The organism is Phyllobacterium sp. 22552 (assembly GCF_052044585.1).
GTDB classification, from domain to species: Bacteria; Pseudomonadota; Alphaproteobacteria; order Rhizobiales; family Rhizobiaceae; genus Phyllobacterium; species Phyllobacterium ifriqiyense.
This window is the reverse complement of record NZ_JBQENG010000003.1, coordinates 48,451-72,826: the sequence shown is the minus strand read 5'-3', so window position 1 is coordinate 72,826 and position 24,376 is coordinate 48,451. Positions and strand designations below refer to the sequence as shown.

Sequence of the window (24,376 nt, the reverse complement as noted above, 5' to 3'; positions counted from 1 at the left end):
GCTCAAAAAAAGTAATCCTAGCGTGCAATTTGGTTGTCGTCGGTTGCATTACTCTTTGCCGCATGGCTTTTCATCAAAAGTACAGCTATGAAAATGTTGGACTGCTAACGAGGCGATAATGCGCGAAGTTTGGAACAATTGGCGAATGGCGGTGCGCATGCTTTGCGCATTGGCGCTCGTATTTGTTGCCTTTGCCCATCAGCCGGTTTCCGCTGCGCCTGCTCTGGATGATCTTTCAGCCTATACCCTTCCCGACGGCTCTTTGCCCGTGCTTTGCCTGACCGATACCGGCAATGAAAAGGATCATCACAAGACAGCCTGGCATGGCACTGGTTGCGAGGCATGCCGTCTTGTTTCTTCGGTCATATTGCCCGTTCCGGCTACAGTCGCCAGCGCAAAAATTGAACCGTTACAATCACTTGCGATCAAGCGGGAAGCTGCCCTCATTGCGCGGCACGCCTATCCGCCATCCGCGCCGCCGCAAGCACCGCCATCAGTCTGACACCCATTGCGCCCTTTGGCGCTTGAATATGGCCCTGCCCGCGCAGGTCCATCTCCTTTGGCCGTCAGACGATTGGAATAATTATGGCCGTTCTTGCCGAGGCTGGCAAAAAGCCTAACAATATCAGTATATCTCTTTATCGCGCCGTGTGGCGCTGGCATTTTTTAGCGGGACTTTTCGTCATTCCGTTCATGATCAATCTTGCCGTCACGGGCGGGCTCTATCTGTTCAAGGACGAGATTGACGATACGGTTTTCGCCTATCGCAATATTGTGGAACCGCAAGGCCAAACCCTGGCTCCCTCAGTGCTTTCGGAAAATGCGAGGGCAGCGGTACCTGGTTCAAAAATTGTCCGATACCGCGTTCCCGCCGATCCATCGCATTCGGTTCGTGTCACTGTCGGCACATCTACTGAGAACGTTCTCGTCTTCGTTAATCCCTATAGCGGGGCCGTTCTTGGCACTGTTGCGGCGGAAAATGAATTCAATAAGGTGGTCCGGAATATTCACAGCCTGAAATATTTTGGCTTTGTTCCCAATAGGATAATCGAAGCTGTCGGAGGAATGGCGCTTATTTTGGTCGTCACCGGTTTTTATTTATGGTGGCCGCGCTCACAAACCGGCGGCGTTGTCAGCGTCCGTGGAACCCCTTCAAAACGTGTGTTCTGGCGTGACCTCCATGCCGTTACCGGCGCATCTGCCGGAGCGCTGATCTTTTTTCTGGCGATCTCTGGAATGCCTTGGTCGGGCTATTGGGGCGAGCAGGTTAATGCAGCGCTTTCCAGTGCAGGAATGGGTTATCCAACCAAGCTCTGGGATGATGTTCCCCTTTCGACAGTGCCCACTAAGGATGTGGTCGATCATGCTGGCTGGACTGTAGAAAACGCCCCCGTACCGGCATCCAACGCAGCTTCCAAAGGAGAGAACGTCAGTCTTGATCAGATCGTCACCGCTACCAATGAAGCGGGTATGTTTCCCGGCTATGAGGTTTCGCTGCCCAGGGGCAAGGGAGGTGTTTATACCGCCGCGATTTTTCCTGACGACATAGCAAGGCAACAAACGATCCATTATGACCAATATACGGGTAAGCCATTGATTGACATCAAGTTTTCCGACTATGGCATTGGCGGCAAAGCGATAGAATTTGGCGTTGGGGTTCATATGGGTCAGTACTTTGGGCTGGCGAACCAGATCCTCATGCTCCTGACCTGCCTCGCCATTACGCTAATGTCGGTAACTGCTATAGTCATGTGGTGGAAACGCCGCCCATCAGGCCGATTGGGCGTGCCGCCCATGCCATCTCAAACCAGCGTCTTTGTTATGCTGACCGTGGTAATCCTGGGCTTCGGCGTAGCTTTTCCGCTTACCGGCTTTGCCATCCTGGCCATGTTGGTCATCGATCAGCTGGTCACTCGTATCCCCTCTCCCCTGAAACGCGTATTCTCGTAAACATTCGAATTGGAGACGTTCCATGAACACACTATTCCGAATTGCCGCACTTGCATTTGTCGCCACGTCCCTTTCCTTTGCAGCGCAGGCTCATGACCACTCCAAGATGGGGCATGACGCCCCAGCGAGCCAGTCCGAAGATGCAATGGAACCGGTAAAAGCTGGAGATTTGACGCTTAGTAACGCGTTCACCCGTGCTACTTTGCCCGGTGCAAAAGTAGGTGGCGGGTATCTCAAGATCGCCAATTCGGCCAACGAGCCCGACCGGCTAATGGGCGGCACGACACCTGCCGCCGAGCGCGTTGAGGTGCATGAAATGAAAATGGCAGGCGATGTCATGCAAATGCGCCAGCTCAAGGAAGGACTCGAAATACCCGCTGGCGGAACTGCAGAGCTTGCTCCGGGGGGACTTCATCTGATGTTTATGAATATAGCCCAGCCGTTGAAGGAAGGCGACATGATCCCCGTGACGCTTGAATTTGCCAAGGCAGGCAAGGTCGAAGTTCAATTTATGGTGGGCGCAGCAAACGCTGCAAGCATGGAGCACAACTGATGAATATGCGGTGGGTTCGCTATGGTCTATGGGCGGCAATCGCTGCCCTTACCATCTTTCTGGTTCTTACTTACGTCAGCGGTCGGCAGGCCAGTACACAAAAATCAGTTGAACTGGGCACGCCTTTTAATCTGATTGATCAAAACGGTGCTCCTATTACCGAGGCCGCATTCAAGGGCCATCCGACAGCTCTGTTTTTTGGTTTCACACACTGCCCTGAGGTCTGCCCAACTACATTGTTCGAAATGGCCGGGCTGCTGAACACGCTTGGGGACGAAGGCAAGGATTTACGCGTTTTCTTTATATCCGTCGACCCTGAGCGCGATACGCCGGAAGTGATGAAAGGGTATACTGCGGCCTTTACCGACCGGATAACCGGCATTACAGGCAAGCCGGAAGAGATCGAAAAGCTGGTCAAAAGCTGGCGTATCTACGCCAAGAAGGTTCCAACTGAAGATGGTGATTACACAATGGATCACACAGCATCTATCATGTTGCTCGATCGCGATGCACGCCTGAAAAGCACGATTGATTATAAAGAAGATGCCGACGTTGCCTTGAAAAAGTTAAAGCTGCTCATCGCAGGCTGATTCCATCAAACCGTTCTCCTCCCGAAAATCGGGAGGAGATGCCGGCAGAAACTGAAGCTATCAGAACATTTGTATACTAAAAAACTCATAATTTCCTAGAATTATTCTAAGCTATTGATATTTTTGAACGTTTTAAACATTTAGTATTTGACAACCGTTTTTTCAGCAGCCTTTATGCATTTGTACAATGAGTACACCCTTTGATGTTTGGGCCTTGAACCCGTTCGATTGGAGGACCTTATGATTGGTCTTTTTTTGCCATGCCAACGCGTGGTCTCTTTGCTGAGGCGTCAGCGTCCGTCGTTTGCTTTAGGCTCTGATGAGCTTCTGCAGCGATTACGCAATAGCCTGCTTGCTCCTACCCGCAATCTTCCGCAGGACGGAGGTCGCGATGTTTCCTGGCTTATCTGAATCGCGGAACCATACCGGCTGTTATTTCGATCGTGCTCCTGAAAAGCTGGTGCTCGAAGGATATCGCCGCTGGACTGCCGGATTTGAAACCGGCTCTGTTGTTGCATGGGAAATGGCCTATGGTCTCTACAGCGAGATTCTTGGTGATCGCAACGGCAATCATGCCTTGTCAGAACTGTCTTACTTCGTGCGTACATTGCGCCATTGCGCCCTGTGCCCGTTGAAAACATTTCCCTTTGGCTCCCATCACGTCTGCCGAGAAGAATGCATGATATTGGGACTCGTTGCCGGTCTTCAAAATTGCGACATGGTTGCAGCACGAACATGCCTCAATGCAATGGCATGTCCCTCCCGTCACGAGGAAGTCGAAAACGCTGCAATCGCATTTGCCGAAACACTCGTAGAACTGGATCAGGTGCTCCTGCCCATTCCAAAATCTGCGATCGACGACATTATTTCCCGCCCTATGCGCGCGAAATACCACTAAGGAAGGGGAGAAATCATGATTATCAGTTCGCGCCGGGAACGACAATTATCGGTAGCAGCGACAGTGCTATTGACTGCAGCTATCTTTGTCATGCCCATCAAACTACCCAAAGAAGATACAACACGCGCCGAGCTTGCCGGTTACGTCAAAATTGCTGATGCGACGCCCGTGAAACTGACAGTTCGCAAATAAATACCGCACTATTTTTGACGCTGGATCACGACAAGACCCAGCAATTCTTTTTGCGACAGAACCAACACGGCCAAAATATAGACGACTATTCCTATAGACTATGGCTATCCGGTAGAGTTTTCTAATTTTGTGATATAAAAGGAATTCTTTCTAACGCCTCATTTTCAGAGGCTCTGCTACCCTTCAGTTTCAATCACACGGAGGCAGGCATGAAAAATTCCCGATTATCGATAGCCTTCGCGACCGTTCTGCTTATGGCAACGGTCGCGTCACAACCAATGTCTGCTGCCTTGGCGGACACCACGCTCTTGAACGTTTCTTACGACCCAACGCGCGAGCTCTATAAGGATTTCAACGCGGCATTCGCAGCCAAGTGGAAAGCTGATACAGGGGAAACTGTTACCATACAGACGTCCCATGGCGGATCAGGTAAACAGGCACGCGCGGTAATAGACGGCTTGGATGCCGATGTCGTAACACTCGCGCTTGAAAGCGATATTTCGGCGATTGTCTCGGCCACAAAGAAAATTAATCCTGATTGGCGAACAAAATATCCCCATAACTCCGCACCTTACACATCGACCATTGTCTTTCTGGTTCGGAAGGGCAATCCAAAGGGCATCAAGGATTGGGGTGACCTTATCAAGGACGGCGTTGAGGTTATTACACCAAACCCCAAGACATCGGGTGGCGCACGCTGGAATTATCTTGCTGCCTGGGCATGGGCAAATGGCCAGTTCGGCGGCGACGAAGCCAAGATCAAAGAATATATCGCAACACTGTTCCAGCACGTTCCTGTGCTCGATACCGGCGCTCGTGGCTCCACCACGACCTTTGCGCAGCGTGAACTGGGTGACGTTCTCCTAGCCTGGGAAAATGAAGCCTATCTTTCGCTAGAGGAGTTTGGTGCCGACAAGTTCGATATCGTTGTGCCGCCCCAATCAATTTTGGCTGAGCCGCCCGTTGCTATCGTAGACGCGAATGTTGATGCCAAAGGGACAAGAAAAGCGGCGGAAGCCTATCTGCAATACCTCTATTCTGAAGAGGGTCAGACGCTCGCTGCCAAGCATTTCTACCGTCCCAGCGAGCCAAAACTCGTCTCGGCCGATCTCCTCAAGAAACTACCCGAGTTGAAACTGGTGACAATCGATGATCCAATCTTCGGTGGATGGGCCAAAGCACAGCCCTATCACTTTGGAGATGGCGGAACATTTGACCAGATTTACAAGCCGAAACAGTAAAAACATGAAATCCAACCTTGTGAAAACAGGTTGGCAGCCAAACCGCGATGGAGTTACCCAATGACTCCATTCCGCTTCAAGAGGCCAAGTATCATTCCAGGATTTGGAATGACACTTGGCTTCACGCTTGCCTACCTAGCACTTATTGTCCTTATTCCACTTGCCGGTCTGGTGTGGCGCTCTGCCGCTCTCGGCTGGGAGGGCTTTTTCAATGTTGCGATTGATCCTCGGACCGTCAACGCGATGAAGATTAGCTTTGGTACATCATTTATCGCCGCCTTGGTGAACGTCGTCTTTGGCGTTATTGTTGCCTGGGTTCTCGTGCGTTACCGCTTTCCCGGCCGCCGCATTATTGATGCTATTGTCGACTTGCCCTTTGCGCTGCCGACCGCTGTTGCCGGCATCGCGCTCACAGCCCTTTATGCCAAGAATGGCTGGATTGGAAAATGGCTCGAACCCTTGGGTATCAAAGTGGCATTCACACCGCTGGGTATCGTCATCGCTTTGATTTTCATTGGTCTTCCCTTCGTTGTTCGCACAGTCCAGCCCGTCATGGAAGAAATCCGCAAGGAAGTGGAAGAGGCAGCTGCGACGCTTGGAGCAACCCGTTTCCAAACCATAACGCGCGTGCTGCTGCCGGGCCTTCAACCTGCCATTCTGACAGGCTTTGCACTGGCCTTCGCCCGGGCAGTTGGAGAATATGGGTCCGTTATCTTCATTGCAGGCAACTTGCCTTATGTTTCGGAAATTGCGCCCTTGCTGATCGTCATCCGGCTCGAGGAATTTGACTATGCGGGTGCCACGGCCATTGCGACAATCATGCTGTCCATCTCCTTCCTGATGCTGCTCGTGATCAATCTCATTCAGGCATGGAGCCGCAGGAGGTATGGCTATGGCACATGATCTGCCGATATCGAATGAATCTGCCAAGGCATGGCATCCTGCCACTACGGAAAGCCGCACGGCACGCTTTGTTCTCATAGCCACCGCACTGGCATTTCTCGGGCTCTTCCTGTTGCTGCCGCTTATTGCCGTTTTTGTTGAGGCTTTCCGCAAAGGTCCAGAAGCCTATCTTGCTGCTTTTGCAGAACCCGATGCGCTGGCCGCAATACGGTTAACCTTACTGGTTGCGGCAATTGCAGTCCCGTTAAACATTGTCTTTGGTGTCGTTGCCGCTTGGGCTATCGCCAAATTCGAATTCAAGGGCAAAGCTTTTTTAACAACACTGATTGACCTGCCATTTTCGGTATCTCCGGTCATTTCTGGTCTGGTTTACGTTCTGCTCTTTTCATCGCAAAGCCTCCTTGGTCCGTGGCTGAAGTCACATGGCATAGAAGTCCTCTTTGCCGTGCCGGGCATCGTGCTTGCCACCGTATTCGTCACCTTTCCATTTGTGGCCCGCGAATTGATCCCTCTCATGCAGGATCAGGGAACAACGGACGAGGAGGCAGCATTGTCCCTGGGAGCAAATGGCTGGCAGACTTTCTGGCATGTCACCTTGCCCAACATTAAATGGGGCTTGCTCTACGGCGTTCTTTTATGCAACGCCCGGGCAATGGGAGAGTTTGGTGCAGTTTCGGTCGTATCCGGGCATATTCGCGGCCTGACAAATACGATGCCGCTGCATGTCGAAATTCTCTATAATGAATATAATTTTGTCGCTGCTTTTGCAGTGGCTTCGCTACTTGCGCTGCTGGCGCTGGTGACGCTCGTTCTCAAAACTCTACTGGAGTTGCGATATGGGGCAGAACTTCGCGCTGCTGGTGGACACTAAGGGGAATATTTATGGAAGTTCGAGTAAGTGGTGTGCGCAAGGAGTTTGACCGGTTTCCGGCGCTGCACGACGTATCATTGGATATAAATTCGGGTGAGCTTATTGCATTGCTCGGCCCTTCGGGATCGGGAAAGACAACGCTCTTGCGCCTGATCGCAGGGTTGGAAACCCCGACCGATGGGAAGGTTTTCTTTGGTGATGAGGATGCTTCCTTAAAATCAGTGCAGGAACGCAATGTCGGTTTTGTTTTCCAGCACTATGCCTTGTTCCGCCATATGACTGTCATCGATAATGTCGGCTTCGGTTTGAAAGTGCGGCCCGGCGCTAATCGGCCAAGCAAAGAGGAAATCCGCAGACGTTCGAGCGAACTTCTTGATTTCGTCCAGCTTTCGGGCCTCGAGAAACGTTATCCCGCGCAACTTTCCGGCGGGCAGCGGCAGCGTGTCGCCTTGGCCCGTGCCATGGCTATCGAACCGCGCGTGCTGCTGCTTGATGAGCCATTTGGCGCGCTTGATGCCAAAGTTCGGAAGGAACTGCGTCGCTGGCTGCGTGAAATTCATGACAAGACCCAGCACACCACTGTGTTTGTTACGCATGATCAAGATGAAGCACTTGAACTTGCCGACCGTGTGGTCGTGATGAGCCAGGGGAAAATCGAACAGGTTGGCACGCCCGATGAGGTCTATGACCGCCCCAACTCGCCCTTCGTCTATAGTTTCATCGGCGAGTCGAGTTCCCTGGACGTGAGCATCCAATCAGGGACGATCCATCTCGGCGATAAGGCGCTTGATCTGAAAAGTGAACAAGCCGACGGAAAAGGCGTGCTTTATTTTCGCCCCCATGATGTGGAGCTTCTCGGCGGCTCTGAAGCTCGTATCAGTGGCGTCGTAATAGCCAGCCGGCGCGTAGGCGCAACACGCCGTGTCGAACTTGAAATTGATGGCACTGAAAGCCGCGTCGAGATCGAAATTCCAGCTGATCATCCCGCAAAAGTCGGCTCGCCGCTGGCATTCTTGCCAAAGCACTGGCGCGTATTTGGGAAAAGCGCCTAGTAACTGATTGGTAAAAGCCGGAATCTTCAAATCCCGGCTTTTATTTCAGCAAATAAATTTTTCGTCTTAGCGATTTCAGAGTCATTTTATTTATTGTTGCCGACTATCTCGGCGACCACACATAATTCGTTATGGCAATCTGACTCATTTTCATCAAAACTGATCGATAACAACAAAGTGGTGATAGCGTCATTGCTCTGAACCGATTAGATCGTAAAATGCCGCCTTATATTGCAATCTCGAAGATTTTTTTCTTCCAACAGAAACGAAGCAAATGCCCTCATTAAGCTTTTTTCCAGCGTTCGCATCTCAGAAGAAAACCGTCGGCCAGATTTTTTCTGTCCAGCCAAACCCGATCCGGGCACATTATAAGTCGATTGACGATTTGCGTGATCTTGGCGCACGGGTTGCCAAGGGCGAAGATGTTCGCCTGCCTGATTACGAGCCGATGGTTTTTGAGCAAAGAACCGTTGAAAATGCACGATTGATCTTACACTCTTACCGATCTTCGGATGCCGCTGCCCGCAAAGGCGAAACCATTACCCCGGCGGCTCAATGGCTGCTCGACAACTACTATCTTGTTGACCAAAACATCCAGCAGGTCGAACGCGATCTGCCCAAGAAATTCATTCGGCAATTGCCTTCGCTTGTAAGTCAGAGCGATATACCGCGCGTTATGGCTCTGGCGTGGCTCTATGTGGCCCACACAGACAGCCAATTCTCGCTGAACAGCCTCAGCGCAATTGTTGAAGGTTTTCAAACTGTCGAGCCGCTGCATATCGGCGAATTGTGGGCTCTGCCCTCTGCCGTCCGCTTCATCCTGATCGAAAATGCAAGACGTCTTTCCTTGCGTGTTGAGCGTGCACGGCGCATGCGCGCCTTTGCCAATAGCGTTGCTGATGAGATTACGCTGAACGCGGAAAAAGACACACTGCCCCAGATGCTGGAACAGTATACGACGGCGGCGCGGGACAGCACCTTTGCGACGCACCTGCTTTATCGCCTGCGTGGTGGTGCCATGCACTCCGGAGCGGCAGTGGCGTGGCTGGAAGAGGTGCTGGAAAAGAACGGCAGCGATGCCGAGGACGCGATTATTCAGGAACATACCCGCCAGTCCACTGGCGGCGTGACGATGGGAAATCTCATCCGCAGTCTGAAGGCTATCGACGACGTTGACTGGATTACATGGTTTGAAACAGTCAGTGGTGTAGATGCTGTTCTGCGCGAAAATTCCAATTTCGACGCGCTCGACTTTCATTCGCGTAATGCCTACCGCGTTGCCATCGAAAAGATTGCGCGTCGTTCCGGCAAAAGCGAAAATGACATTACGCAGGCCGCACTTGAGCTTGCGCATAAGAGCGCGGAGCAGACCGGCGGTGAAGGCGGGGTTCCCGAACAGCGCAAACGCGACGTAGGCTATTACCTTGCCGGCGATGGGCGGCCCGAGCTTGAGGCAGTTTGCCATTATACACCAACGCTGATTTTGCGTTGGGTGCGTTTCTACCGCAATCTTGGTCTTGCAGGACTATGGGTGCCAGCCTCCATTTTTTCGATCGCCATATTGCTTGTGGTCCATTACTGGCTGACGCGCGCTGGCTTGCCCCGCGATCTGGTTCTGCTGTTTACAATCCTGGCGGTTTTTCCAACCATGGAAACTGCAAACGGCTTTGTTAACTGGATCATTCCAATGTTCATGCCGCCCACGCGGTTGATTGGTTTTGAGTATAAGAACGGCCTGCCTCCAGAGGCGAAAACACTTGTAGCCGTGCCCACATTAATCACTTCGCGGGATTCAGTCGATGAACACATCCGTAATCTCGAAGTTCACTATCTGACCAATCCGCGAGGCGAAGTCTATTTCGCACTGCTGACGGATTGGGCGGACAGCAAAGTTGAACAAAGCGACGATGATCTGGACATATTGGATTATGCCCGCGAAAAAATCACCGCGCTCAACAACCATTATACACAGAGCAATCCCCGGTTTTTCCTCCTTCATCGCAAGCGCCTTTTCAATGCCCAAGAAAATCGCTGGATGGGTTGGGAGCGCAAGCGCGGTAAATTGCATGAGCTGAACCTGCTGCTACGCGGTGATAAGGATACGACCTATTTCCCCTCCAATGAAGTTATCCCGACCGACATCAAGTTCGTGATGACACTGGATTCGGACACACGTCTTACACCTGATTCAGTCAACCGCCTTGCGGGCAAGCTCATCCATCCCCTCAACCGTCCGATTTACAGCGAGAAAGCCGGTCGCATTGTAAGTGGTTATGCAATTTTGCAACCACGCGTCACGCCGTCGCTGACGACTGGTGACGATGCCTCCTTCCTGCAACGGGTATTCTCCGTCAATCGCGGCATTGACCCTTATGTCTTTGCGGTTTCTGACGTTTATCAGGATGTTGTTGGCGAAGGCACGTTCACCGGCAAAGGCCTTTATGACATCGATTTCTTCGAGCTCGCCCTTGATGGCAAAATTGGTGAAAACACAATCCTGAGCCACGATTTGCTCGAAGGTGGTTATGCCCGTGCGGCTTTGGTCAGCGATGTGGAAGTCGTCGAAGACTATCCTACCGGCTATAATGTCGATATTTCGCGTCACCACCGCTGGACCCGTGGTGACTGGCAATTATTGCCGTACCTGTTCAGCACCAAGCCTGGAATTACCGCTGTTACCCGATGGAAAATGGTGGATAATCTGCGCCGTTCGCTGACGCCGATTTTCTGGATTCTGGCATCCATTGCAGCTTGGACATTGCTGCCGCCCGGCATCGCTGCCTTGTGGCAGTTCTTCATGATTTTCAGCATGTTCATCGTACCAACGATGATCCTGTTCACCAATCTTGTGCCTACGGACATGAACCTTTCACTAAAGGGGCATTTCCAAGCCATTTTAACGGACATATTTGCTGGTGCTGCGGATATTGCCCTGCGCATTACCTTCATTGCCAACATGGCTTGTCTCATGGCAGATGCAATTGCGCGTACTTTGTACCGCCTGTTTGTCTCGCGCAAAAATCTTCTGGAGTGGCGCGCTGCCGCCCAAGCCAAGACAAGCTCGCCTGACACGTTGCAATATTATACGCGTCTGATGTGGCCAGCGGTCATCGTTGCACTGTTTGCAATTATCCTGCCGCTCGCTGGCCATAGCCGCGCCTGGATGCTTGCGGTCCCGTTTGCCGCAATCTGGTTTTTCTCGCCGGTTATTGCCTGGCTGGTCAGTCGGTCTGCCAAGCCTCTGGACGATCTGATCGTGCGATCATCCGACAAGGGCGAATTGCGCCGTTTTGCCCGCCGGACCTGGCATTATTACGATACATTCGTAACCAAGGAACAAAACTTCATTCCTCCAGATAACTTCCAGGAAGATCCCTTTCCCGTTATCGCAACGCGTACCTCGCCAACCAATATCGGCATGTATTTGCTCTCCACTGTTGCCGCCCGTGACTTCGGCTGGATCAGCTTCAACGAAACATTGACGCGTATTGGCGATACAATCGACACGCTCGAAAAAATGGAGAAGTATCGCGGCCATCTTTATAACTGGTACGAAACAACGACACTTCGCCCGCTGCTCCCTCTATACGTATCAGCGGTAGATAGCGGTAATCTCGCCGGTCATCTTGTTGCTCTGTCTTCCGCTCTGGAAAAATGGGCGGAAGCGCCGTCTGTCTATCTTCAAAGTGAGCTCGACGGGATTCTTGATGTTAGCGATATCCTTGAAGAAACAGTTGCCGAAATTCCGGATGACCGCCGTGTTCTGCGGCCTCTCCGCCGCCGTCTTGAAGAGCGTGTGGCCAATTTCCGCCGAGCAATTACAACGATCAAGGAAGAGCCTGAGACCGCATCGCTCCGGACAATCAATCTTGCTCTGTTCGCGGGCGATATTCAACGCCTGACCGAAGAGCTGCATGGTGAGCTAGAGACACCGATAAGTCTCACGGCGAATGAATGGGCGCTGCTTTTGGTCAAAACCTGCCAGGGTCATACTGACGATGCCATGGGCGGCCATGAAAGCACCGACATTTTGCGCGAAAGGCTTGTTTCTCTCGCAACACGTGCTCGTCAATTGGCCTTCGATACCGACTTCACCTTCCTTGAGCGGAAGGAACGCCGCTTGCTTTCCATCGGCTTCCGGGTTGAAACCAATGAACTCGACGCAAGTTGCTATGATCTTCTCGCGTCCGAGGCGCGATTGGCCAGCCTTTTTGCTATCGCCAAGGGTGATATACCTGTCGACCATTGGTTCAAGCTCGGCCGGTTGCTCGTCCCAGTGGGCTGGCGCGGAGCGCTGATCTCCTGGTCCGGCTCGATGTTCGAGTATCTGATGCCACCCCTCGTCATGATCGAACCCCTCGGATCGATGCTTGACCAGACCAACAAGCTGATCGTGCAACGTCAGATCGAATATGGCGACTCCAAAGGATTGCCATGGGGCATTTCGGAAGCGGCTTACAATGCGCGCGATCCGGAAATGAATTACCAGTACACCAATTTTGGTGTGCCGACCCTCGGCTTGAAACGCGGCCTGTCCAAGAATTATGTAGTCGCCCCTTATGCAAGCATCATGGCAAGCCAGTATCAGCCAGCGGCCGCTGTCAAGAACCTGAACCGCCTGCGTGAGATGGGAGCGCTTGGAAAATACGGCTTTTATGATGCCGTTGATTTCACCAAATCGCGTGTTCGCGAAGACGAGGAATACGCAATCGTACGCAACTACATGGCGCATCATCACGGCATGTCGATTGTAGCAGTCAACAATGTTGTCTTCGAAGGCCGTATGCGGGAACGCTTCCACGCTGATCCGGTTATCGAAGCCGCCGAGCTTTTGTTGCAGGAAAAAGCTCCACGCGAAATACCGGTATTACAGGCCAAAGCCGACAATCCCATGCGTAAAGCTGTCGAAAGTTCGGAAGAACCGGCTTCAATCCGTTATATTCCGAACCCAATGACCGCACCTTGTGCGACCCAGATCATGTCCAACGGACATTATTCTGTGATGGTCACGGCAAATGGTGGCGGATATAGCCGCTGGAATGGTCTGGCCATCACGCGGTTCCAGCCTGATCCTATAGAGAGTGGCTATGGTACATTTCTCTTCCTGCGCGACATGGAAAACGGAGAATGGTGGTCCGCCACCAGCGACCCAGTTCGCTTGGCAGGAGAGAAAAGCACCACGATCTTTACCGATTACAAGGCTGAATTCATCAAGGAAACGGGTACGATCCACTCTACTGTGGAAACTATCGTTGCCTCCGATTCCGATGGTGAAGGCCGCCGCATCGTTATTACCAACACTGGTACCAAGGATCGTATCATCGAAGTTACGTCCTATGCCGAATTGGTTTTGACCAATGACGACACAGATACCGCTCATCCGGCTTTTGCGAAAATGTTCGTGGAAACGGAGATCGATGATCGCGGCGATGCCATTTATGCAACGCGCCGCAAACGAGGTGCGGATGACCCCGATATTCACGTTGCCCACGTCGTTAGCGATGGCTCGGGCGCTATGCGTGAAGTGCAGGTCGAAACCGACCGCCGGGCATTTATAGGTCGGGGGCGTACCCTTCGCAATCCAGTGGTATTCGACGAAGGCGTCACTTTGAGCGGCAATCATGGGTTCGTTCTCGACCCTATTGCCTCCCTGCGATGCCGCGTTCGCGTTCCGGCGCACAAGAAAGTTTCTTTGGTATTCTGGACGCTTGTAAGACCCAACCGCCAGGAGCTTGAAGAAGTGGTCGCCCGCTTCCGTCATCCGGATTGCTTCGCTCGCGAATTCTCGTTGTCCTGGACAAGTTCGCAGGTCCGTCTACATCATATCGGCATTAACCCCGATGAAGCAGCTGTCTTCCAGCGTGTGGCGACCAATCTGATTTACCCGGAAAAATCGTTGCGGTTGCCTTCGAGCAGCATTGCAAGCGGTCTGGGCAGTCAATCTGAACTCTGGCCAATGTCGATTTCAGGCGATTTTCCGATCCTCGCGCTGCGTATCGACGACGAAGCTGATATGGAAACGCTGAGAAACATTCTCAAAGCGCACGAATATTGGCGGGCAAAAGGACTGGTGGTCGACGTTGTTGTAATCAACGAACGCTCCTTCTCATATGCTCAGGATTTCCAGCGTGGACTGGAGGCGATCTGTGAGAATAGCCGCGCACGCGGCGGTCAGTATGGGCCCCGGGTTCACATCTTCACTGTTCGCAAGGATCAGATGAGTGATGCCAGCTACAATACGCTTCTGGCCTCGGCCCGTATCGTATTGCACGCTCAAAATGGCTCGCTTTCCGAACAGTTGAACCGTGTTACTGAACTGAATGCCGAAGCGTTCCCGGCATCCGACATCAAAAGCAAAGCACTGATCGAGGCCGAAACAGATGATCTGCGTGGCGTTGCACCAGCGCCGAGCCAGCTTATAGGCAAAGTCCCAGCTAAAACGTCAGGCGATGATCTTCAGTTCTGGAATGGCTTTGGCGGGTTTGATCTGGGCACCGGCGAATATGTCGTGCGTTTGAGCGGGCTGGCTTGCACGCCGCAGCCATGGATCAATGTGATTTCCAATTCCGGTTTTGGCTTCCATGTTTCTGCGGAAGGTGCTGGCTTTACATGGTCGGGCAATAGCCGTGACTATCAATTGACGCAGTGGTCGAATGATCCGGTAATCAATCGCTCCGGTGAAGCTATCTATGTCGTGGACCTTGATGCAAATACGGCATTCGCTCCAACTGCATCGGTTTTGCGTGACCCATCGGTTCAATATGAGACACACCACGGACAAGGTTACTCAACCTTCATTTCCAAACATGGCAATATCGGACTTGAACTGACGCATACGATCGATCCTGTGCTACCGGTCAGGGTTTCCAGCCTGAAAATCACCAATCACGGTCGATCATCCAAACAGCTTCGCGTTTACGGCTTCGTTGAGTGGATGCTCGGCAACGTTCGCGCAAAGACCGCCCCCTTCATCGTGCCGTCTTACGATAGCGAGAAGGGAGTTCTATTTGCCCGAAATCCTTACGGGGTCGAACGACGCAATCAGATGGCTTTCTTTGCAAGCAGCGTGAAGCCACAATCCGTTACCGCGGATCGAACAGAATTTTTAGGCAATCTTGGCTCGGTAGAGCGTCCCGCGGCTGTTCTAGAGGCAAAGCCACTGTCCAATCTGGTGGAAGCTGGCGGTGACCCTTGTGCCGCGCTTGCGGTGGATATTGAGGTTGGCCCCGGTGAAACTAAGGAAGTGCTGTTCTATATGGGCGACACGGGAAACACTGAAGATGCTCACAAGATACTTGCCGAGCACGCAACCCGTACGTTTGAAGACACATTGTTGGCTTCCAAGGCGATTTGGGCCGACTTCCTTGACGGTCTTCAGGTTGACACGCCTGACGACGCTTTCGACATCATGGTCAACCGGTGGCTGCCCTATCAAAGTCTGGCTTGCCGTATATGGGCGCGCTCGGCATTCTATCAAGCCAGTGGCGCTTTCGGGTTCCGCGATCAGTTGCAAGACACATTGTCGATGCTGATCCTCGATCCAGCGCTTGCCCGCAAGCAAATCCTGAATGTCTCAGCACGACAATTCAAGGAAGGTGATGTCCAGCATTGGTGGCTTCCGACAACCGGAGCCGGTGTGCGGACAAAGATTTCCGACGACGTGGTCTGGCTTGGCTATGCAATCGCGCATTACACGTCCGTGACAGGCGATTTGAGCATTCTTGATGAGCAAGTTGCCCTTATCGAAGGACGTGCTCTGGAAGAAGCCGAACACGATGCCTTTTATCAGCCGACAATTTCCACCGAGATTGTCAGCGTCTACGAGCATGCTGCCAGAGCGCTTGATCTTGCTGTTGCCCGTACAGGCAGCAATGGATTGCCACTTATGCTGACCGGCGACTGGAACGACGGCATGAACCGTGTCGGCGAAGAGGGCAAAGGCGAGAGCGTGTGGCTTGGCTGGTTCCTGATCAGCACCTTGCGCGATATGTTGCCTATAGCTGAACGCTATAATGATGCTGAGCGTGTAAAACGCTGGCAAGCACATATAGAAAGCGTGAAGGCTTCATTGGAAAAGAATGCGTGGGACGGAGAATGGTATCGCCGCGGCTATTTCGATGATGGCTCTCCATTGGGCTCAAAGATGAGCGAGGAATGCAAGATCGATTCTATCGCTCAATCTTGGAGCGTCCTTTCCGGTTATGGCGATCCGGACCGGGCCAAGCAAGCAATGGGATCGGTCGCCACCCATCTGATTGACGAAGAAGCACAGGTCGTCAAACTGTTTACGCCTCCGTTCAACAAATCGCGCCACGATCCGGGTTATATCAAGAGCTATCCGGTTGGTGTGCGCGAGAATGGCGGACAATATACGCACGCGGCAACTTGGGCGGTTCTGGCAATGGCCAAACTCGGCAATGCCGATGAAGCCTATCGCTGGTTCAGCATGCTTAACCCGGTCAATCACTCCCTTAATGCTGACAAGGCTGAGTCGTATCGTGTTGAACCCTATGTCGTCGCTGCGGATGTTTACTCAGTCGATCCCATGCGCGGTCGCGGTGGCTGGACTTGGTATACGGGCTCCGCTGGCTGGTTATATCGCGTTGCGACGGAAGGAATTCTTGGCATTACCCGACAAGCCGACCGATTGTTCGTTGATCCGGCCCTGCCCTCCACATGGGATGGCTTCAGCTTTGTCTTGCGCAATGGTGATGCCAAATATTCAGTTGAGGTCAAACCACTTGCCAGCGGAACCAAGAAGATTACAGTCAATGGAAAGAAGCTGACAAAGCCAGAAGGCGGTATTCCCATGGAGACATCCGGCGAACACAAGGTCACCGTGGAAGTGCCAAGAGTGAGCTAGTTCACCTTTTACAGAGAAACCGCCGTAATCGCCGCCGATGAAATTCATTGGCGGCGATTTCTTTATAACCAAATTTAAAGGCGTCCTCAGTTGAGAAAATTTGCAACTGAGAGCGATCTGACGCATATTCCAGCTATGAAACATGCTTTGAATCAGAAACCTGAATATGAAAAGGAATTGCGCAAAGCGGGCGTACGTATTACGCGGCCCCGGCGCATTATCCTGGATATTTTGAGCTCAACGGAAGACCATCCTGACGCGATGAAAATATTTCATCGTGCCATTGAGATTGACGACAGCATTTCGCTTTCCACAGTCTATCGAACGATGAATTTGCTTGAAGATATGGGTGCCATACATCGCCATGCGTTCAATGGCGGACCATCGCGTTTTGAACAGGCGCATGGCGACCATCATGACCATCTGATTGATATTGATACCGGCGCAGTCATCGAATTCAAATCGGACAAAATTGAAAAACTGCAGGAGGAAATCGCCAAATCGCTCGGGTACGATATTGTACACCACCGACTTGAACTCTATGCGCGAAAAACCGAAAAATAAAAAGCCGCCCAAAGGCGGCCTTTTTTAAAACTACGCAATAAGCCGTCAGGCCGCATTGGAGGCTGGCTGCGACGTCAGCAACTCATAAAGCAGGCTGGCATCATGGGCGGTACGCAATTTGGCGATCCGCTCTGGATCGCGCAACATGCGAGCAATCCTGGACAATGCCTTCAAGTGGTCAGCGCCAGCATTTTCCGGAGCTAGCAAGAGAAACACGATGTCGACGGGCTGATCGTCCAACGCCTCAAAATCGACAGGCGTATCCAACTGGGCAAAAACCCCGGCAATACGCTTTACGCTGTTGATCTTGCCGTGTGGAATGGCAATGCCATTGCCGACACCGGTTGATCCTAGACGCTCGCGTTGCAAAACCGTATCGAAAACCTCGCGCTCGCTCAAACCGGTCAAGGCGGCTGCCTTTTCCGACATGATCTGCAAGAGTTGCTTCTTGGAATTGACTTTCAATGCGGGCAGGACAGCGTCGGGCTGAATGAGATCACCCAGATCCATTATTCTCTTCCTTCCAGTTACCGTCCGCACCTTGTTAAGAGTGCGAACGGTAGTTCAACTCGCCATGAACTTGTTTTTTGTTACCGGGATACGACTTGATCGGCCACCGTCGAGGGATCGATCCAACCAATATTCCCATCTGCGCGGCGATATACGATATTAACCTGCGTACTACCAGCGTTGCGGAACACAACCACAGGACTATCTTTCAAGTCGAGCTCTACGACCGCAGATGCAACGCTCATGCTTCTCAAAGCCATCGAGGTTTCAGCGACGATTGTGGGAGCATAATCCTCCGGAATATCCTCATCTTCATCCGGTACAGGTGCCATCACGCGATAAGAAACATCATCGAAAACACCGTTTGAGCCAGGAGCCTGATGCGATTTCAGCCGACGCTTATAGCGGCGCAACCGCTTGTCAACACGCTCACCAGCGGCATCAAATGCCAGTTGTGGATCTTGAGCTTCACCAGCGGCCTGCAATACCGTTCCGGTATCGAGACGCACGAGACAATCTGCGATAAATCGGGAGCCCTGCTTTTCCACAGTAACGTGGCCAGAATACCCGCCACCGAAATATTTGGTGACCATTTCAGCCATCCGCTCTTCGATTTTGACGCGGAAAGCATCGCCGATGTCCATATGTTTTCCAGATACACGCAGACTCATGATACCTCACCTTCATTGTGATTTCATTGCCCGATCCAATCTACACTGTTGTTTCGAATCGAGCAAAGACATCCCGCAAAATCGCGGGGATGATCAATCACATTTCACTTTCCTGATGTTCCATCCTTAGGCGCGCTTCAACTCCATCGTCGTAAACTATCAGCGCTTCGTTCTCCCTGACTGGACTTCTTTGGCCCAGTTCATTTGCCCACTGCCAGTAATCCTACACGTGGCGGAGCAATGAATCCAGACCTTACATTGCTCTTGGTAGCGGAAGCCTCAGCTTTTTTCTCGCGGCGCCGTTGCACCGAGGAAGCGATGTTCATCGCTTCGCGGTATTTGGCTACAGTTCGCCGCGCAATATCAATATTTTGTTCCTTCAACATTTCCACGATTGTATCATCCGAAAGGATTGAATCCGGCGACTCAGCATCAATGAGAATTTTGATTTGATGCCTTACAGATTGCGAAGAATGTTGCTCGGCGCCCTCACTGGCAGCAATGGCTGCATTGAAAAAGTATCGCAGTTCGAAAACGCCGCGCTTGGTGAGCATGTACTTATTTGTCGTGACCCGGCTAACCGTGGATTCGTGCATCCCAATGGCATCGGCAACATTGCGCAGATTGAGAGGTTTCAAATATGCGACGCCCTGCAAAAGAAACTGCTCCTGCTGGCGAACAATCTCCGTGGCGACCTTAAGAATCGTCTGAGCGCGCTGGTCAAGACTTCGAATCAACCAGTTCGCATTGTGCATGCATTCCCCCAGAAATGTCTTTTCGTCCGGAGATGTTTTCGCCCTCATTATAGTTGCATAGTAGTTGTTGTTGATCAGCACCCTGGGCAATGTCTCCGAGTTAAGCTCGATACGCCAACTGCCATCGGGAGCCTGGTCAACCTGAACATCGGGGATGATACTATCGGCTATGCCAGACGAAAACGCAGTGCCTGGTTTTGGGTCAAGCAACTGTATTTCCCGAAGCATATCGATAATTTCGGTGTCTCCAAGCCGGCACAGTTTTTTCAAACTATGAAAATCGCGTTTGGCGAGCAGCTCAAGATTTTGAAGCAGGATATCCATCGCTGGTGAGAGGCGTTTTCTGGCACGCAATTGAAGCCGCAGGCATTCAGCAAGATCGCGTGCAAACAAGCCTGCGGGCTCAAATCCCTGCAGGACAAAGAGCAGCTTCTCCAGATGTTCAACGGAAGAACCAATCCGGATGGCGAGTTCGGCAATATCACCACGAAAATAACCAATTTCGTCGACCTGATCAGCGAGTTCGGCTGCGATCATTCGATCTTCTGCTTTTTCGAAAGCGAAAATGATCTGTTCCCTGATATGCTCCTGCATATTGAGAGGCGCTGCGGTCACCTGTTCAAGATTATAGTTCTCTCCACCCGACGAGACATAGCCATCGCCTGCAGATGACTTCCACTGAGAAGCAAGATCACTTGCAATAAAATCGCGGCTACCGGGATCGTCAGGAAAAATATTCTCGAGCGAGCTATCAAACGTATCGGACATTGCACTTGAGCTGGTGGTCTCGCCGCTATTCAACCAAAGACTATCGGCATCATCAGATAAAACCCTGTCGGCACTACCGTCGCTTCGTAGATCCTGATCGCTGTCTGAACGATGTTCGGAATGAACGCCGCCAAACAAAATAGTGTCGTCTGAAGCATCCAGTCTTTCCAATAATGGGTTTTTTTCGATTTCCTGCTCTATGAACTGCTCAAGCTCGATATGATTCAGCTGCAGCAGCCGTATCGACTGCATCAGCAATGGAGTCATCACCAGAGATTGGGTTTGCCTCAGATCGAGTTTTGGCGACAGAGCCATAATATACGCAGCTACTCCATACAGAATTAGTTACTGCAGTACAGAAGTGGCCCAATCCTTGCTTGTCAATTGAAAAGCTCCAAAAACTCGCGTGCTGGTGTCATTTTCAACCAGTACGGGTTTGAAAGTTGAGATTTTTATGTCACCGGAGGGCCTGATCGGCAAAATCAGAGCTTGAACTCATCACCAAGATAAAGTCGGCGGACATCCGGATTAGCAATTATTTCGTCCGGGCGACCATGGGTCAAAACCTGACCGGCATGGATAATATAGGCCCTGTCGATGAGCTTGAGCGTTTCGCGAACATTGTGGTCTGTAATCAATACGCCAATGCCACGGCCAGTCAGATGCCTTACCAATTGCTGAATATCCGCAACAGCAATCGGATCAACACCAGCAAACGGCTCGTCGAGCAACATGAAGTTTGGACGCGAGGCCAAAGCACGCGCGATCTCTAGGCGCCTGCGCTCACCACCGGAAAGGGAAATCGCTGGAGCTTTTCGCAAATGGGCAATGTGGAACTCTTCAAGAAGTGAATCCAACTCCTGCGCGCGGGCGTGCCTGTCCTTTTCGACAACCTCGAGCACGGCCTTGATATTATTTTCTACTGATAATCCGCGAAAAATTGAGGCCTCTTGCGGCAAATACCCGATACCAAGGCGCGATCGCCGATACATGGGCATTGTTGTGACATCGAACCCGTCAATTTCTATCGTGCCCTTGTCGACTGGCACGAGCCCGGTCACCATATAAAAACATGTTGTCTTGCCAGCGCCATTCGGCCCAAGAATGCCAACAGCCTCACCGGAACGCACGCCGAATGAAACGCCATTTACGACTTGGCGCCCATTATAGCTTTTCGTGATCCCACGCGCGACGAGTGTGCCCTTCATGCGATCCACGGCCAAGGGATCCGCCGGGCGCATCTCCTGTGAAACACTGGAGTTTGGCCGTGCGGCATTTGTGCTGGGTGAGCGGCGTGAAAATAGGGACACTTACAATTCTTCCGGCGGCTTAGTTCTTTTGGGCGTTTTTAGGCGCAACGACGATTGAAACGCGTCCGGTCTGGCCACTCTTGCAGCTTTCCAGCTGAGCTTCACCGGTTTTCAGCTGAGCTGTAAGCTTACATCCAACAGCAACATTGTCCCCTTGGGAAAGGACGACCTTGCTTCCCGTCAGGACGAGCACTTCGGTCTTCATGTCAAATGTACCGTGATCCCCGGTGGCTACTTGGTCTTCAGACTTCACATAGACTTTATCGCTGACTTCGAGATGATCAATGTCCTGGGCTCCGGCACCAGCCACGCCGCTCGAAACTTTCGAAGCATCTGCGTTTGCGGCATCTTTATTGCCACCTTTAACGTAGTAGACGATCATTGAGCCTGCTTTTAGCAAGGTTGCGCCCTGAACAACCGTAACATTTCCAGTGAATGTTGCGGTACCTGCATCATTATGCAGCACGACCTTGTCGGAATCGATCTGAATTGGCTGATCGCCTGAAAGCTTTATACCGCCGGGCGCTGCACCTGGAGTCTGCTGCGCCATGGCAGGGACAACCAACGCGGAGGCCAACAAACTCACTGCAACCGATGATATCCTGATCAGTTTCGCCCCGAAAGACATTGCTCTCTCTCCTAATCCGAGAAATTTCTTCAAAGTAACAATCCCGACTGTAGATCAGTTGGACGATTTTACCTCATTGTCACCTTCTTGCAGCTTTGTAGGTTGAATGACAAGCCTTACACGCTTTTCAAACGTCACTACCTTACCACCCTCAGTGATCTGCATACTATCGGCAACAATACTGCCATTACGATTTTTTACGCTGACTGGATCATTGGTGGACATGGTATTTCCGGCAATATCAATATCGGCAGATTGCAACTGAGCAGTTATGCCATCCGATGTCACCAAACTTATCTCGCTGTCGAGCTTCAACTGCCTGTTGGCATTGTCGAAAACCCCTGACTTCGCTTTAACCTCAGCGCGCATGTCTTTGCCGATTGGAATTTCCGCGTCAATACCTTCAAGCGATATGACTGAACTGTTTCCAACCTGCTGCAAGGCTCTTACAGCACTCATTTTGTAGGGAAGCTTATCCTTGGTAAAGCCGTCGAGCTTGGGATTCGTCATCACAAGCTTGCCATCCTCGATTCCAGCACCATCCAGAGCAATGTTGTTTGGAACGCCCGAGGCGGAAAAGAATGTAAACCACGAAAATACCGCAGCGCCCACAAGGGCAATTACAGGCAAAGAAAACTTCAACAACCGAACGCGGCGCGAATGACGTTCCGCAGCTTCGAAAACAGTCGATCCCTTGTCGGATGCCGCAAATTGCCGTGCAACCGTCGCATGATGCTCGGCGTCTGCGGCGGCATTTCGCACACCAGTGATATCGGTTTTTTCAATAGACATGGGTTTGGCTGCTGTTACCGTTTATAATATTTCTAGCTAGTTCAACGCCAATATGGTTATTTTTCGATGAAATAGACGTGATTTAGAGCATATGCGATGCGTGTAGGAACAAGTATGTGGTGAGATGGCCAGTTACAAGGTCATTCGCGCACCCATATTTGTACTCATCGATTGGCGCACTGTCTGGACTTCCACTGGGCGATATCGCAAAAGAGTATCACAAACATTGGCGAAACGGACAAAAATCATGGCCAACACAGCGGATGCAATTATCGATAGGCGCAAGCTACGGCGAAAGGTAACTTTCTGGCGTATTGTTGCTTTGCTGGTGGCTGCTTTTGCTTTGATTGCAATCTATCTCATCACCAGCGGTTCGGAAGGCTATACAAGCAAATCCGTTCCTCACATTGCAAAAGTGCGTGTTGAGGGAACAATTCTTGAAGATGAAGAGCTTCTCAAACGCTTGAAAGATATTGGGGAGTCCGACGCCGTCAAAGGTGTTATCGTGTCCATTGATTCACCCGGTGGCACCACTGCTGGCGGTGAAGCAATTTACGAATCTGTCCGCAAAATTGCAGAGAAAAAACCCGTCGTTGCGCAGGTTGGGACTTTGGCTGCATCAGCCGGATATATGATCGCAGTCGCTACGGATCATATTGTTGCAAGGCAGTCGTCCATTGTCGGTTCCATCGGCGTCTTGTTTCAGTATCCGGATATATCGGAGCTTTTGACAAAGGTCGGTGTAAAAGTCGAAACTATTAAATCCAGCCCGCTGAAAGCTGAACCCAATTTTTTCAATCCTGCAAGCGATGAAGCCAAGGCAATGATCCATCGCATGATAATCGATTCCTACAATTGGTTTGTGGGCCTCGTTGAGGATCGTCGCAAATTTAACCACGAACAGGCGTTGGCGCTGGCAGATGGCTCCGTATTTACTGGTCGTCAGGCTCTATCGAACAAACTTATCGACGCGCTTGGCGGTGAAGAAAAGGCGCTTGAGTGGCTTGAAGGTAAGGGCGTAGACCCGAAACTTAAGGTCGTTGAATGGAAACCGGTTGAAAAATCCACCTTTGGTTCTCTTTTCTCGCAATCCGCGATGAAAATGGCTGCCAAACTGCTGGGTCTGCCTGAGACAAGCACTGGAGTGCTCCACGAAATTACTGGCGACAGGATGTTTCTTGACGGACTCGTTTCGGTTTGGCACGTTGACGGCAAGCCCGTGGGAGCGCAATAAGCTATTTACATATAAGATCAGTGGCATAGTC

General features: G+C 51.6%; 18 protein-coding genes and 1 pseudogene. 13 read left to right on the top strand and 6 right to left on the bottom strand.

Annotated elements, in window-relative coordinates; genetic code table 11:
• The first annotated feature begins 118 nt into the window (after window positions 1–118).
• The 12 genes from ACTJI9_RS07560 to ACTJI9_RS07505 all read left to right on the top strand — a co-directional run bounded on the left by ACTJI9_RS07560 (window position 119) and on the right by ACTJI9_RS07505 (window position 17,677).
• Window positions 119–502, top strand: a complete 384-nt coding sequence (locus tag ACTJI9_RS07560) for a hypothetical protein (RefSeq protein ID WP_307282206.1) — start codon at window positions 119–121, stop codon at window positions 500–502.
• A gap of 83 nt (window positions 503–585) precedes the next feature.
• On the top strand, window positions 586–1,950 hold the full coding sequence (locus tag ACTJI9_RS07555; RefSeq protein ID WP_337353997.1) for a PepSY-associated TM helix domain-containing protein: 1,365 nt from the start codon (window positions 586–588) through the stop codon (window positions 1,948–1,950).
• Window positions 1,951–1,972: 22 nt separating this feature from the next.
• Complete coding sequence (locus ACTJI9_RS07550; RefSeq protein ID WP_115051523.1) at window positions 1,973–2,503, top strand: copper chaperone PCu(A)C; 531 nt, start codon at window positions 1,973–1,975, stop codon at window positions 2,501–2,503.
• On the top strand, window positions 2,503–3,093 hold the full coding sequence (locus ACTJI9_RS07545; protein ID WP_115051524.1) for an SCO family protein: 591 nt from the start codon (window positions 2,503–2,505) through the stop codon (window positions 3,091–3,093). Before ACTJI9_RS07550 ends, ACTJI9_RS07545 begins: the two co-directional genes overlap by 1 nt.
• Window positions 3,094–3,484: 391 nt before the next feature.
• Window positions 3,485–3,991 carry a hypothetical protein gene (locus ACTJI9_RS07540; RefSeq protein ID WP_307282198.1) on the top strand — a complete coding sequence of 169 codons (507 nt, stop codon included), beginning with the start codon at window positions 3,485–3,487 and terminating at the stop codon, window positions 3,989–3,991.
• A gap of 15 nt (window positions 3,992–4,006) precedes the next feature.
• The gene (locus tag ACTJI9_RS07535; protein ID WP_162802393.1) at window positions 4,007–4,183 is read left to right on the top strand and encodes a hypothetical protein; all 177 of its coding nucleotides are present in this window, start codon (window positions 4,007–4,009) and stop codon (window positions 4,181–4,183) included.
• Between the two features lie 254 nt (window positions 4,184–4,437).
• On the top strand, window positions 4,438–5,424 hold the full coding sequence (locus ACTJI9_RS07530; protein ID WP_370878850.1) for a sulfate ABC transporter substrate-binding protein: 987 nt from the start codon (window positions 4,438–4,440) through the stop codon (window positions 5,422–5,424).
• 60 nt (window positions 5,425–5,484) lie between these two features.
• Window positions 5,485–6,327: a sulfate ABC transporter permease subunit CysT gene (gene cysT / locus ACTJI9_RS07525; RefSeq protein WP_115051527.1), complete on the top strand. Its 843-nt coding sequence runs from the start codon at window positions 5,485–5,487 to the stop codon at window positions 6,325–6,327.
• Complete coding sequence (gene cysW, locus ACTJI9_RS07520; protein WP_440807025.1) at window positions 6,311–7,198, top strand: sulfate ABC transporter permease subunit CysW; 888 nt, start codon at window positions 6,311–6,313, stop codon at window positions 7,196–7,198. Before cysT ends, cysW begins: the two co-directional genes overlap by 17 nt.
• A gap of 11 nt (window positions 7,199–7,209) precedes the next feature.
• Window positions 7,210–8,250, top strand: coding sequence for a sulfate/molybdate ABC transporter ATP-binding protein (locus tag ACTJI9_RS07515; RefSeq protein ID WP_115051529.1), 1,041 nt, complete (start codon window positions 7,210–7,212; stop codon window positions 8,248–8,250).
• A 274-nt stretch (window positions 8,251–8,524) separates the two neighbouring features.
• Window positions 8,525–17,113 (top strand): GH36-type glycosyl hydrolase domain-containing protein, encoded by an 8,589-nt coding sequence (locus tag ACTJI9_RS07510; RefSeq protein ID WP_440807022.1) that lies wholly within the window; start codon window positions 8,525–8,527, stop codon window positions 17,111–17,113.
• A gap of 135 nt (window positions 17,114–17,248) precedes the next feature.
• Window positions 17,249–17,677, top strand: a complete 429-nt coding sequence (locus tag ACTJI9_RS07505; protein ID WP_115051630.1) for a Fur family transcriptional regulator — start codon at window positions 17,249–17,251, stop codon at window positions 17,675–17,677.
• A gap of 45 nt (window positions 17,678–17,722) precedes the next feature.
• Here the strand turns inward: ACTJI9_RS07505 and ptsN are convergent, their stop codons facing one another.
• From ptsN to lptC, 6 genes and pseudogenes are all read right to left on the bottom strand, one after another.
• Window positions 17,723–18,187 carry a PTS IIA-like nitrogen regulatory protein PtsN gene (gene ptsN / locus ACTJI9_RS07500; protein WP_008127044.1) on the bottom strand — a complete coding sequence of 155 codons (465 nt, stop codon included), beginning with the start codon at window positions 18,185–18,187 and terminating at the stop codon, window positions 17,723–17,725.
• Between the two features lie 80 nt (window positions 18,188–18,267).
• Window positions 18,268–18,858: a ribosome hibernation-promoting factor, HPF/YfiA family gene (hpf, locus tag ACTJI9_RS07495; RefSeq protein WP_115051531.1), complete on the bottom strand. Its 591-nt coding sequence runs from the start codon at window positions 18,856–18,858 to the stop codon at window positions 18,268–18,270.
• A gap of 200 nt (window positions 18,859–19,058) precedes the next feature.
• A complete protein-coding gene (gene rpoN, locus ACTJI9_RS07490) occupies window positions 19,059–20,696 on the bottom strand; it encodes an RNA polymerase factor sigma-54 (RefSeq protein WP_115051532.1) in 1,638 nt (545 codons plus the stop codon).
• Between the two features lie 167 nt (window positions 20,697–20,863).
• A pseudogene (gene lptB, locus ACTJI9_RS07485) lies at window positions 20,864–21,592 on the bottom strand (LPS export ABC transporter ATP-binding protein); the annotation flags it as partial.
• 118 nt (window positions 21,593–21,710) lie between these two features.
• Window positions 21,711–22,319 carry an LptA/OstA family protein gene (locus ACTJI9_RS07480; RefSeq protein ID WP_115051534.1) on the bottom strand — a complete coding sequence of 203 codons (609 nt, stop codon included), beginning with the start codon at window positions 22,317–22,319 and terminating at the stop codon, window positions 21,711–21,713.
• A gap of 54 nt (window positions 22,320–22,373) precedes the next feature.
• Window positions 22,374–23,111, bottom strand: a complete 738-nt coding sequence (gene lptC / locus ACTJI9_RS07475) for an LPS export ABC transporter periplasmic protein LptC (protein ID WP_115051535.1) — start codon at window positions 23,109–23,111, stop codon at window positions 22,374–22,376.
• 247 nt (window positions 23,112–23,358) lie between these two features.
• Between lptC and sppA the strand changes: the two genes are divergently transcribed.
• Entirely contained in the window at window positions 23,359–24,345 is a 987-nt protein-coding gene (gene sppA / locus ACTJI9_RS07470; protein ID WP_162802402.1) for a signal peptide peptidase SppA, read from the top strand.
• Window positions 24,346–24,376 lie beyond the last annotated feature (31 nt).

What these genes read in the sequence shown, in the direction of transcription:
- lptC (WP_115051535.1), bottom strand. Translation starts at nt 23,111, where the DNA reads ATGTCTATTGAAAAAACCGATATCACTGGTGTGCGAAATGCCGCCGCA.
- ACTJI9_RS07530 (WP_370878850.1), top strand. Translation starts at nt 4,438, where the DNA reads ATGGCAACGGTCGCGTCACAACCAATGTCTGCTGCCTTGGCGGACACC.
- ACTJI9_RS07555 (WP_337353997.1), top strand. Translation starts at nt 586, where the DNA reads ATGGCCGTTCTTGCCGAGGCTGGCAAAAAGCCTAACAATATCAGTATA.
- ACTJI9_RS07535 (WP_162802393.1), top strand. Translation starts at nt 4,007, where the DNA reads ATGATTATCAGTTCGCGCCGGGAACGACAATTATCGGTAGCAGCGACA.
- ptsN (WP_008127044.1), bottom strand. Translation starts at nt 18,187, where the DNA reads ATGGATCTGGGTGATCTCATTCAGCCCGACGCTGTCCTGCCCGCATTG.
- ACTJI9_RS07540 (WP_307282198.1), top strand. Translation starts at nt 3,485, where the DNA reads ATGTTTCCTGGCTTATCTGAATCGCGGAACCATACCGGCTGTTATTTC.
- cysW (WP_440807025.1), top strand. Translation starts at nt 6,311, where the DNA reads ATGGCTATGGCACATGATCTGCCGATATCGAATGAATCTGCCAAGGCA.
- ACTJI9_RS07550 (WP_115051523.1), top strand. Translation starts at nt 1,973, where the DNA reads ATGAACACACTATTCCGAATTGCCGCACTTGCATTTGTCGCCACGTCC.
- hpf (WP_115051531.1), bottom strand. Translation starts at nt 18,858, where the DNA reads ATGAGTCTGCGTGTATCTGGAAAACATATGGACATCGGCGATGCTTTC.
- rpoN (WP_115051532.1), bottom strand. Translation starts at nt 20,696, where the DNA reads ATGGCTCTGTCGCCAAAACTCGATCTGAGGCAAACCCAATCTCTGGTG.
- ACTJI9_RS07515 (WP_115051529.1), top strand. Translation starts at nt 7,210, where the DNA reads ATGGAAGTTCGAGTAAGTGGTGTGCGCAAGGAGTTTGACCGGTTTCCG.
- cysT (WP_115051527.1), top strand. Translation starts at nt 5,485, where the DNA reads ATGACTCCATTCCGCTTCAAGAGGCCAAGTATCATTCCAGGATTTGGA.
- ACTJI9_RS07560 (WP_307282206.1), top strand. Translation starts at nt 119, where the DNA reads ATGCGCGAAGTTTGGAACAATTGGCGAATGGCGGTGCGCATGCTTTGC.
- ACTJI9_RS07505 (WP_115051630.1), top strand. Translation starts at nt 17,249, where the DNA reads ATGAAACATGCTTTGAATCAGAAACCTGAATATGAAAAGGAATTGCGC.
- ACTJI9_RS07510 (WP_440807022.1), top strand. Translation starts at nt 8,525, where the DNA reads ATGCCCTCATTAAGCTTTTTTCCAGCGTTCGCATCTCAGAAGAAAACC.
- sppA (WP_162802402.1), top strand. Translation starts at nt 23,359, where the DNA reads ATGGCCAACACAGCGGATGCAATTATCGATAGGCGCAAGCTACGGCGA.
- ACTJI9_RS07545 (WP_115051524.1), top strand. Translation starts at nt 2,503, where the DNA reads ATGAATATGCGGTGGGTTCGCTATGGTCTATGGGCGGCAATCGCTGCC.
- ACTJI9_RS07480 (WP_115051534.1), bottom strand. Translation starts at nt 22,319, where the DNA reads ATGTCTTTCGGGGCGAAACTGATCAGGATATCATCGGTTGCAGTGAGT.